At 75.1% G+C, this 12,207-nt stretch carries 3 protein-coding genes; all 3 read left to right on the forward strand.

The features are described from left to right. Nucleotides 1-155 precede the first annotated feature (155 nt). The 3 genes from FK530_RS02600 to FK530_RS02610 are packed head-to-tail and all read left to right on the forward strand — an operon-like array spanning nt 156 to nt 12,207. Nucleotides 156-1,922: an AMP-binding protein gene (locus FK530_RS02600; protein ID WP_231706469.1), complete on the forward strand. Its 1,767-nt coding sequence runs from the start codon at nt 156-158 to the stop codon at nt 1,920-1,922. Further along, nucleotides 1,919-7,405, forward strand: a complete 5,487-nt coding sequence (locus tag FK530_RS02605; RefSeq protein ID WP_146485401.1) for a type I polyketide synthase — start codon at nt 1,919-1,921, stop codon at nt 7,403-7,405. Before FK530_RS02600 ends, FK530_RS02605 begins: the two co-directional genes overlap by 4 nt. Next, complete coding sequence (locus FK530_RS02610; RefSeq protein ID WP_146485402.1) at nt 7,402-12,207, forward strand: type I polyketide synthase; 4,806 nt, start codon at nt 7,402-7,404, stop codon at nt 12,205-12,207. Before FK530_RS02605 ends, FK530_RS02610 begins: the two co-directional genes overlap by 4 nt.

Here is a 12,207-nt window from a genome sequence, read left to right on the forward strand (position 1 = left end):
CGAGGCGGTGATCGCGATGCCCGTCGATGGGATCCGTGTCATACTCTTCGCAGTTGCAAAAGATGGGGAAGCCGATGTGCCGGCGAAGGTGAATCCCTCGGCACTGTCGGGTGCGTACTTCCTGCGCTGACGGGCACGAAAGGTGTGATGACGAAGTGGTTTTGACCCCTGACTCGATCGATCTGATCCCGGTAGTCCTGGAGCGCCGAGCGCGGACCGAGGCCGATGAGCCCGCCTTCACCTTCGTCGACTACGACGTCGATCCGGACGGCTACGCCGAAACGCTCACCTGGTCGGAGCTCTACACCCGCGTCCAGGTGGTGGCGGCCGAGTTGCTGCGCTTCGGCGCCGCCGGCGATCGCGTCGCGATTCTCGCGCCGCAGTCGATGGACTACATCGTCGGCTTCCTCGGAGCGCTCGAGGCGGGCCTCATCGCCGTTCCGCTGTCCGTTCCGCTCTTCGGAGCCCACGACGAGCGCGCCTCCCGTGTCCTCGAGAGCTGCGAGCCCGTCGCGGTGCTCACCACCACCAGCGCGATCGACGCGGTCCTGCCGTCCGTGAACGCGGTGGTAGGGCAGCGCATCTCCGTCATCGAGCTGGACGCTCTCGACTACGACAGTCCGGCACCGCCGTACCGCACGGAGCACGACGGTGACCGACCGGCGCTGCTGCAGTACACGTCCGGATCGACCGGGACCCCGTCCGGCGTGATCGTCTCGCACCGGAACATCACCGCGAACATCGAGCAGATCCGAGCCGACCACTACGCCGACGTCGGCGGCACGCCCTCGCCCGACACGACGTACGTGTCCTGGCTGCCGCTCTTCCACGACATGGGCCTGATGGTGGGGATCCTGGCGCCGCTGGGTCTCGGCGTGCGCAGCGTCGTAACGAGTCCGATGTCCTTCCTGCAGAAGCCCGCCCGCTGGATGCAGCTGCTCGCGAGCCACCCGTCCGCGCAATCGGCGGCACCCAACTTCGCCTTCGATCTCGCGGTCCGCCGCACCCGCGACGAGGACCTCGACGGACTGTCGCTGGCCGGCGTGCACGGCATCGTCAACGGGGCGGAGCGGGTGCAGGCCGGCACCGCCCGCCGGTTCAACGAGCGGTTCGCCGCCTTCGGACTGCGCGAGGGCGTGCAGATTCCGGGGTACGGTCTGGCCGAGGCGACCCTGTACGTCTCCTCGCTCGTCCCCGGAGGAGAACTCTCCGTCGTCCCCTTCGATCTGGAGAAGCTCGCCGCGGGATACGCCCTGCGCGTCGAAGGCGATGCCGTGGACCGGGCCAGCGAACAGGTGGGGCTGGGCCATCCCCGGAACACGACCTACCGCATCGTCGACACCGAGACCTGCACCGAGTGCCGGGACGGGCAGGTCGGCGAGATCTGGGCGTACGGCGAGAGCATGGCCCAGGGGTACTGGCGCGATCCCGTTCGGACCGCCGAGGTCTTCCACGGTGTGCTGAACGCACCATCGGAGGGGACGCCGGAGGGGCCGTGGATGCGCACCGGTGATCTCGGCGTGTTCTTCGAGGGCGAGCTGTTCCTGGTGGGCCGGATCAAGGATCTCATCGTCATCGACGGACGCAACCACTACCCGGACGACATCGAGGCCACCGTCACGGTGCACAGCGGAGCCCGTACGGCGGCGCTGGCCGTACCCGGTGAGGGAACGGACCGGCTCGTCGTGGTGGCGGAACTGCGCCGGCCGCCCGCCGACCCCGACGAGCTGGCGGCGTTGCAGCACAAGGTGCGTACCGAGGTGGCCGCGGCGATCTCGCACAAGCACGCCCTCCGGGTGGCCGAGGTGGCGTTGGTCCCGCAGGGGGCCATCCCCGTCACCACCAGCGGTAAGCCGCGGCGCCGGGAAACCGCGAACCTGTACCGATCCGGGGCCCTCGAGCGGTTCGGTGGGTCCGAATGACGTCCGCGCCCGATGAGGCCGCACTGCGCAGGTGGTTGATCGATCACCTCGTCGATGTGGTCGGGTGCGAACGCGACCGGGTGGACCCGGACACGCCCGTGCGCGACCTCGGTGTCGGGTCGACCCAGGCCGTCGTCCTCGCGGGCGAGCTCGGCGAACTGCTGGGCCGCAGCGTCGGGGTCGAGGAGCTGTTCGAGCACCCGTCCGTGAACGCGCTCGCGGCCGCGCTGGCCGGCGCCACCGTGCCCGAGGCCGCGGGCGCCGCCGGTCGGTCGGCCCACGGCAACGATCCGGTCGCGGTCATCGGCCTGGGTTGCCGCTTCCCGGCGGGTATCTCGGGTCCGGACGCCTACTGGTCCTTCCTCGAATCCGGGGTCTGCGCGGTCGGCGAGGTGCCCGACGGTCGCTGGGACGACTTCGTGGGCGACGACCCCCGGACCGCCGAGGCCGCGCGCAGCACCACCCGGTGGGGTGCCTTCCTGACGGATGTCGCCGCCTTCGACGCCGAACACTTCGGTATCTCGCCGAACGAGGCCGAGAAGATGGATCCGCAGCAGCGCCTGCTCCTGGAGGTGGCGCACGAGGCGCTGGAACACGCCGGCATCCCGGTCGATGCGCTCGGCCGATCGGCCACCGGTGTCTTCGCCGGCGCATGCTCCGCCGAGTACGGCTCCCTCGTGACCGGCGATCTCAGTGCGGTGGACGGATGGTCCGGCACGGGCGGCGCCCTCAGCGTGATCGCCAACCGCGTCTCGTACACGCTCGATCTGCGCGGCCCCTCCGTGACGGTCGACACCGCGTGCTCGTCATCGCTGGTCGCCATCCACCTGGCCTGCCGCAGCCTGCGTACCGGCGAGACCGATCTCGCGATCGCCGCCGGCGTCAACACGCTGCTCTCGCCCGCCATCACCCGCAGCTTCGACCAGCTCTCGGCGATGTCGCCGACGGGCCGCTGCCACTCCTTCGACGCCGCCGCCGACGGCTACGTGCGCGGCGAGGGCTGCGGCGCGGTCGTGCTCAAGCGGCTCGCGGACGCCCAGCGCGACGGTGACCGCGTGCTCGCGGTGGTGCGCGGCTCGGCGGTCAACCAGGACGGTCGATCGAACGGCCTCACCGCGCCGAATCCCGCCGCGCAGACCGCGGTGCTCCGCGCCGCCTACGCGGACGCGGGCATCGCACCGGGCGAGGTGGATTACGTGGAGACCCACGGCACCGGAACGCTGCTCGGAGACCCGATCGAGGCCCGCGCGCTCGGGGGCGTGCTCGGCCGCGGCCGGCCGCCGTACGCGCCCCTGCTGCTCGGCGCGGTCAAATCGAACCTGGGCCACCTCGAGGCTGCGGCGGGTGTCGCCGGATTCATCAAGGCCGTGCTCGCACTGGGCTCCGCGCGCATCCCGGGCGACGCCGGTTTCACCACGCCCAACCCGCACATCCCGTTCGACGCGCACCGGTTGCGCGTCGTGGCGGAGCACACGGCCTGGCCCGCGGTCGACCGCCCGCGCCGAGCAGGGGTGTCGGCGTTCGGTTTCGGCGGCACCAATGCGCATGTCGTGCTCGAGCAAGCGCCCGCGGCACCGGTTCCCGTCGCCGGGGCGGCGGTGGACGACGGCGCCCGGAGTCCGGCGTGCCCGGCCCGGCTCGACGTGTCGGCAGCCTCCCCGGAGCGGGTGTACGACTACGCGGGCGCGCTCGCCGACTGGCTCGGGACCGCCGGCGCGGACGTCGATCCGGCCGCGCTCGCGGCGGCGCTCGCGACGCGGCGCGCACGCGGGCGGTACACCGGCACCGTCGTGGCGAGCGACCGCGCCGCCGCGGTCGGCGGCCTGCGCGCCCTCGCCGCGGGCACCGGCCTCGGGGCGGGCGTGGTCCCGCCGCGCGAAGCCGCGCCCATGTCCGGCACCGTGTTCGTGTTCTCCGGCCAGGGCTCGCAGTGGGCGGGAATGGGCCGGCAGTTGCTCGCCGCCGAGCCCGCCTTCGCCGCGGCCGTCGCCGAGCTCGACCCCGTCTTCAGCGAGCACGCGGGCTTCTCGCTGGAACACACGCTCCGATCGAGTGACGCGGTGGAGGGGATCGACCGGATCCAGCCGCTCCTCGTCGGGATGCAACTCGCGCTCGTCGCGCTGTGGCGCGCACACGGCGTGGTGCCCGACGCGGTGATCGGCCACTCGATGGGCGAGGTCACCGCGGCGGTCGTCGCGGGCGGGCTGTCGGTGGCGGACGGCCTGCGGGTGATCTGCACCCGCTCGCGGCTCATGCGCCGCGAGCTGTCCGGCCGGGGCGCGATGGCGCTCATCGAGATGGACGAGGCCGCCGCGCAGCAGCTCGTCGCGGGGTACGCCGGGGTCTCGGTCGCCGTGATCGCGTCGCCGCGGCAGACCGTCGTCGCGGGGGAGCCGCGCCGGATCGCCGAGCTGATCGACGATGTCGACGCGCGCGGCCTGCTGGCCCGCCGGGTGGAGGTGGATGTCGCCTCGCACCATGCGACCGTCGACCCCATCCTGGCCGAGCTGCGCGCCGAACTGGCCGGGTTGACCCCCAGGACACCGTCGATCCCCGTGCTGTCCACCGTGTGGCCCGGTGCCCAGGCGCCGACCTTCGACTCCGACTACTGGGTCGAGAACCTGCGCGCCCCGGTCCGTTTCGTCGACGCGGTGCGCGCCGCGGGCGACCGCTGGGGCTCGTTCGTCGAGGTCTCCCCGCACCCGCTCCTGACGCACGCGCTCGCCGAGTCCCTCGCAGCACCCGCGGCGGGGCCGCAGCATCGGATCACCGGCACGGGCGTGCGCGGCGGCGACGAGACGCTCGACTTCCATACCGCGCTCGCCGTCGTCGGCCGGCCTGCGGCGGCCACCTCGGCGGGCCGCCACATCGACCTGCCCGTCACGCCCTGGCGGCACGAGCGGTACTGGGTCCGTCCCGCCCGCCGCACCGCCGGTCCGGGCCTCGTACCGCGCCCGGGCACGCTGCTCGGCGGGCACATCCCGGTCGCCGGCGCACACGCCGCGCACCTGTGGCGGGCCCGGATCGCGCCCGCGGCCCGCCCGTACCCCGGCTACCACCGGATCCGTGACGTCGAGGTGGTGCCGATGTCGGTGCTGCTGCACACCTTCGCCGCCGCGGCCGCCGATGTGGGCGCGGCCGGCGTCACCCGACTCGCCTTCGAACGGCCCCTCGTCCTCGACCGCGAGCTCGTGATCCAGGTCCTCGCCGAGGACGACGCGCTCACGCTCGCGAGCGCCCCCGACGCCGCGGGCCCGTGGACCACGCACGCCGTCGCAGCGTTCGCCGCCGGCTCCGCGCCCACGCCGCTCGCGCCCGCCGGACCCGCTGCGGACGAGCGGGCCGCGTTCGCCGGCCCGCCCACCGAGTGGGGCGTCTCCGGCACCCCGTACCCGTGGACCGCGGAGGCCGCGCGCGGGGAGGCCGACGTGCTCGAGGTCACCGTCGACGCCGAGCGTGCGCCGCTCACCGCACTGCTCGACGCGGCCGTGTCCGTGGCGCGGCTGATCGCTCCGGACGAGCCCGGGCTGTTGGTCCCCGCGGCGGTGCGCTCGCTGCACGCCCCCGGCGCACCGGGGCCGGGCGGCGCGCGGATCATCGTCCGGGCCAGCCGCCCCGGGCGACCGCTGCAGGGGGCCGAGCCCCTTCTCGACGGCGTCGACCTGGACGTCATCGGGCCCGACGGTGCTCCGATCGCCGCCGTCCGGGGGCTGCGGTTCGCCGCCCTCGACGGCGCCGCCGAGGTGCCCGATGCGCTCCCTTCCGAGATCGTGCACGTGCTCGAGTGGTCACCCTGGACCCCCGGCGCCGGACCGGAACAGGTGCCGACGGTGGCGGTGTGCGGCCCCCGCGGGTTCGCGGACGCCCTCGCAGCGGCCGGCCTGCGGGTGCGCCCGGAGGAGGAGAGCGGCACCGTCGACCGGGTGGTGTACGCGGCCGCGCCGCGCCCGGGCGAGACCGATCTCGCTGCGGCGCAGCGCTACACCGGCGACGTGCTGGAGCTGGTGCGAGAGCTGGCCGCCGCGCCGCGCCCCGGCCGCCTCTGGCTGGTGACCGCGGGCGCCGCCGACGGCGCCGCGCCGGATGCCCCCGCGCAATCGGTCCTGTGGGGCCTGGCCGGCGTGATCGCGGCCGAGCACCCGCAGCTGTGGGGCGGCCTGCTCGATCTCGAAGCCCCCGGCCTCGAATCCCCCGGCTCCGGCGACCTCCCGGTCATCGCGGACGTCCTGGCCGCCAGTGGGGTCCGCGAGCCGCTGCGCCTGCGGGCCGGCCGGGTCGCGGCCGCCGCACCCGTGCCGCTCGTCGCCTCCGGCGCGGGCTATCCGCTGCGCTGCCGCCCCGACGCCGCGTACCTGGTGACCGGCGGCATGGGCGGGCTCGGACCCGCCATCGCGGGCTGGCTCGCCGACCACGGCGCCCGCCGCCTCGTGCTCGCGGGCCGGACGGCACTGCCGCAGCGGGACACCTGGGCCGAGGTGACCGATGCCGACACCCGCCGCCGCATCGACGCCGTCGTCGCACTCGAACGCCGGGGCGTTGCGGTCGACACCGTCGCGCTCGACGTCGGCCGGCCGGGTGCCCTTGCGGATCTGGTCGAGGAACGGAACCGGCGGGGCGCTCCGCCGATCCGCGGGGTGGTGCACGCCGCGGGCGTGCAGTCGGCGACGCTGCTCACCGAGCTGCGGCCCGCCGAGGTGCACGACGTGCTCGCGCCGAAGGTCGCGGGCGCGCGGGCCGTCGTCGAGGCGTTCCCGCCCGGCACCGTCGACTTCCTGCACTTCGTCGGGTCCGCCGGTGCGGTGCACGGCGTTCCCGGGCAGGGTGCGTACGCGGCGGCCAACGCCTATCTCGACGGGCTCGCCCGGTGGCGGCAGAACGAGGGCGCCGACGACACCCTGTCGCTGGACTGGGTCGCGTGGGACTCGATGGGCTTCGGTGCCGACGCCGAGGTCGTGCGGAACGAGCTCGAACGCAGGGGCTCCCGGCCCGTCCGCGCGGGCGAGGCCTTCGCCGCCTGGGACTACGCGGCGGCGCACGCCACGACGCAGGTCGTCATGATGCCGCGGCCCGCGGCACCGTCGGACGATACGACCGCGGCCGCCGAGACGGGGACGGGCACCGCCTGGACCGCGATGGAACCGGCGGCGGCGCTCTCCCTGATCGAGGACGGTCTGCGCGGCATCGTCGCCCGGGAACTGCGACTCGATCCCGCCGAGCTGACCGCGGATCGTCCGTTCGCCGACATCGGGCTGAACTCCGTGATGGCCATGTCCATCCGGCGCGACGCCGAGGTCCTCGTGGGCACCGACCTGTCGGTGACGATGCTGTGGAACCACCCGACCATCGGCTCCCTGGCCGGGCACCTCGCGGAGCGGGTCGGTGTCGCCGTGGAGGCCCCGCCGGCGGACCGCGGCGGCGACGAGTTCGCCGACGAGGGATTGCTGGACAGCCTGTTCGACAGTGCGGAGGAGAACGCCGTATGACACCGGTGCATCGGGATGCTGGTCAGATCCGCGCGTGGATGGTCGATCACCTGGTGGAGCACCTCGGCGTCGAGCGGTCCGTCGTCGACCCGGGCTCGCCGCTGGTGGACCTCGGGCTGGGATCGAAGGATTCCGTGGTGCTCGCCGGCGAGCTCGGCGAGTTCATCGGTCGGCCGGTCTCGCCGGTCGAGTTCTTCGAGCACCCCACCGTCGATCGACTCGTCGCGCACCTCACCGGTGCCCCGGAGACCGCCGCCGACCCAGGAGGGGACGCGGCGGTTGCCACCGCCGGCCGCGCGGATGAGCCGATCGCCGTCGTCGGGCTGTCCTGCCGGTACGCCGGCGGCGCCGATGACCCGGACCGGCTGTGGGAGCTGCTGACCGAGGGGCGCACCGGGATCCGCGAGGTGCCCGCCGAGCGGTGGGCGCCCTGGGACGACGGCAGCGCCGAGGTCGGCGCGGTGCTCGCCCGTACCACCCGGTGGGGCGGCTTCCTCGACGACGTGGCCGGGTTCGACGCGGAGTTCTTCGGCATCGGGGCGCGCGAGGCGGCCGCCATGGACCCGCAGCAGCGGCTCCTGCTCGAGGTGGCGCACGAGGCGCTCGAACGCGCGGGCATCGCGCCGGAGGCGCTGCGCCGCAGCCGCACCGGCGTGTTCGTCGGTGCGTGCGTCGGCGAGTACGGCCACCTGGCGTCGTCGGACCTCACCACGGTCGACGCGTGGAGCAACACCGGCGGCGCGCTGAGCATCATCGCCAACCGCCTGTCGTACCTGCTCGACCTCCGCGGCCCGTCGCTCACAGTGGACACCGCGTGCTCGTCGTCGCTGGTCGCCGTCCACCTGGCCGCGCAGTCGCTGCGGCTGGGCGAGTCCGACACCGCCCTGGTCGGCGGGGTCAACCTGCTGCTGTCGCCGGGCGTGTTCCAGGGCTTCGACGCGTCCGGGGCGCTCTCGCCCTCGGGGGTGTGCCGCGCCTTCGACGCCGCCGCGGACGGATTCGTGCGCGGCGAGGGGTGCGGCGTCGTCGTTCTCAAGCGGCTCACCGACGCGCAGCGCGACGGCGACGACGTGCTCGCCGTGATCCGCGGCAGTGCCGTGAACCAGGACGGACTGTCGAACGGCCTGTTCGCACCGAACCCGGCCGCGCAGATGGCGGTGCTGCGGAGCGCCTACTCCGGCGCCGGCGTGCCACCGCGCGACGTGGACTACGTGGAGGCCCACGGCACGGGCACCCCGCTCGGCGACCCCATCGAGGCCCGCGCGCTGGGCAGTGTCCTCGGCCGCGGCCGGCGGGCCGACGCGCCGCTGCTGATCGGCTCGGTGAAGGGCAACCTCGGGCACCTCGAGGGCGGCGCGGGCCTCGCCGGCCTGATCAAAACGGTGCTGGCGATGCGGCACGGGATGCTCCCGGCCACGCCGCACTACACCGAGCCCAACCCGCACATCCCGTTCGATCAGCTGCGCCTGTCCGTGGTGCACGAGAACCGGCCCTGGCCGCAGACGGACCGGCCGCGCCGCGCCGGCGTCTCGTCGTTCGGGTTCGGCGGCACCAACGCGCACGTCGTGCTCGAAGGGGCGCCGCCGGTGCCCGCCCCGAAACCCTCGTCCGAGGCGGGCGGGCCCACCGTGCTGACCGTTTCGGCCGGCTCGTCCCCGCGCCTGCAGGACTGGGCGGCGCGCCTCGCGGAGTGGTTCGACGGTGCCGGCGCGGACGTCGCGCTGCCCGCGGCGGCCGCGGCCCTCGCCCGCCGCCCGCGCTACGGGATGTCCGCGAGCGTCGTCGCCCGGGACGCGGCCGGCGTCGCTGCCGGGCTGCGGGCCCTCGCCGCCGGCGAGCCGCACCCCGCTGTGACCCCGGTGCGCGGCGCCGAGCCCGTAGCGACGGAGGGCGCCGAGCCGACGGAGGGAACGGCACCGGAGGGCACCGTCTTCGTCTTCTCCGGGCAGGGCGCGCAGTGGGCCGGCATGGGGCGGGCGCTCCTCGCGGAGGAGCCCGCGTTCGCCGCCGCGGTGGCCGAGCTCGACCCGGAATTCACCGCGCAGGTGGGCTTCTCGCTCCAGGAGACCCTCGCCGCGGGCCTGCCGCTCGAGCGCGACGACCGCCTGCAGCCCGTCCTCGTGGGACTGCAGCTCGCCCTCGTCGCGGCGCTGCGGGCGCACGGCGTCGTGCCCGATGCGGTGATCGGACACTCCGTCGGCGAGGTCACGGCGGCGATCGTCGCCGGCGCCCTCACGCCCGCGCAGGGCCTGCGGGTCGTCGCGACCCGCGGCCGGCTCATGGCCGAGCTCGACGGCGGCGCCGTCGCGATGCTCGGCGCCGCGCCGGAGACGGCGGCCGCGCTCATCGCCCCCCACCCGGGGGTCGAGATCGCGGTGCACGCGGCGCCCGCGCAGACCGGCGTCGCGGGTCCGCCGGCGGCGATCGACGCCGTGATCGCGGACGCGGTGGCGCAGAACGTGTTCGCCCGGCGGGTCGAGATGCGGGTGGCCTCGCACACCGCGCACATGGATCCGATCCTGGACCGGCTCGCCGCCGCCCTGTCCGACATCACGCCCGCGGCACCCGTGCTGCCCTTCTTCTCGACCGTCGAGGAGAGCGCCGCGCCGCGCACCGACGCCGCCTACTGGACCGCGAACGTGCGACGGCCGGTGCGGCTGCACCGCGCCGTCGCCGCCGCGGCGCAGTACGCGAGCTTCGTCGAGGTGGGCGCGCATCCCGTTCTGTCGCAGGCGATCGCCGCGACGCTGCCGGCGGAACGCGCCGTGGTGGGAACGCTCCTCCGCGACGGCGACGACGCCGTCGCGTTCCTCCGCGCCGTCGCCGCGGTCCGCCCGCCGCGGCCGGCGCCCGCCACGGGGGCGGCCGGGGTCGCGGGGCGGATGCCGACCACCCCGTGGCAGCACCGCCGGCACTGGCTGGCCGGGGGCACCGTCGTCCGGCCGGGGGAGACCGTGGCGACCGGCGGGTCCGACGGTGCCGTGCCCGCGGCGTGGCGGTACCGCCTGGACTGGGTCCCCCAGTCCATCCCTCTCCAGGATCCGGCCGCGCAGGAGGCGGCCGCATCGTCGTGGGTCGTCGTGGGCGACGGCCCGGACGCGACCGCGCTGGCCGCCGCCCTCGGCGCCGGCACCCCGACGATCCCGACCGTGGAGTTCGCCACGCCGGCCACGGTTCCCAGCGATGCGGCGGTGGCCGCGATCGCGGCGGCGGAGCGCGTGGTGCTCGCGCCCGCGGCGGTGGGAGACCCGCTCGACCCGCGGCCCGGCTACGCGCTGTTCGCCGTCGGCCGGGCCGTGGTGACCGCACTCCTGGCGCGTGGCACCGGGCGGTTGCACCTGGTGACGCGCAACGCGCAGCCCGCCGACGAGGGCGACCGCGCCGCCCCGGCGCCGGCGGTGCTGTGGGGCCTCGGACGCACCCTCGCGCTGGAGCATCCGCAGGCCTTCGGCGGCCTGCTCGACGTGGACGAGACCGTGCCGGAGCAGGTTCTCGCCCGCTACCTCCGTGCCGAGGTGGCGCAGGCGGCGCAGCCCGGGGAGCGCCCCGTCGAGGACCAGGTGGTCTACCGCGCGGGCGTCCGTCACGTCCCGCGGCTGCGGCCCGCCGCCCCGGTCGCGGCGCCCCCGCCGCTCGACCCGGACGGTGCGCACCTCGTGGTCGGCGCCACGGGCAACCTCGGTCCGGCGGTGATCCGCGAGCTGGTGCGGGCCGGTGCCGGCACCGTCGTCGCGGTGTCCCGCAACCCGGGCGATCGGCTGGACGCGCTCGCGGCGGAGGTCGCCGGCCGCGGAGCGAGGCTCGTGACCGTCGCCGCGGACGCCGCCGACGAGACCGCGATGGCGGCGCTCCTGCAGCGGTTCGGCGACGACCTGCCGCGGCTGAGAGGGATCTACCTCGCGGCGTTCGGCGGCGGCCCCGTGACCCTGGCGCACATGCGCGATGAGGACGTGGCCGCGATGTTCCGCCCGAAGCTCGACGCGGCGGCGGTGCTCGACAAGCTCTCCCGCGGCACCGATCTCGATCACTTCGTGCTGTTCACGTCGATCTCGGGCCTGACCGGATCGCGGTGGCTCGGGCACTACGCCGCCACCACGACCCTCCTCGACACGCTCGCCTTCGCGCGCCGCGCCGCCGGACTGCCGGCGACGGCGATCAACTGGGGCCTGTGGCGCTCGCTGCACGAGAGCCAGGACGAGGCGCTGCGTGCGACCACGGACGGCTCCGGCCTGGTCCCGATGGACGACGACACCGCGATCCGGGCGCTGTCGCAGGCGCTCGCGCCCGGCGCGCCGGTGCGGTCGGTGATCGTCGACGCCGACTGGCCCCAGCTCGCCGCCGCCTACCGGGTGCGGGCCGCGCTGCGCATCGTCGACGAGCTCGACATCCGGCCGGGCGGCACCGCCGAACCCGGTGACACCGCACTGCGGGAAGAGCTGCGCGCCGCCCCACCGGAACAGCGGCTCGCGATCCTCGGGGATGCGGTCGCCGCGATCGTGGCCGCCGCGCTGGGGCTGGAATCGCCGGCGCTGCTGGACCGGGGCGCCGGCTTCTTCCAGGCGGGCATGGACTCGCTGACCGTGGTGACCGTCGCGCGCACCCTGGCGCGGGAGGTCGGCGAGGACCTGCCGACCTCGGTGGTCTTCGACTACCCGAGCGCGGACGGCCTCACCGAGCACCTGGCCGGGGTGCTGCCCGAGCTCATCGCGGCGCGGGCGCAGGAGCAGGCGGAGAGCACCGACGAGTACGACGACTTCAGCGAGGACGAGCTGCTCGCCCGCCTCGCGGAGAGGCTGGGCTGA

The organism is Tsukamurella conjunctivitidis (assembly GCF_007858475.1).
Taxonomy (GTDB): domain Bacteria; phylum Actinomycetota; class Actinomycetes; order Mycobacteriales; family Mycobacteriaceae; genus Tsukamurella; species Tsukamurella conjunctivitidis.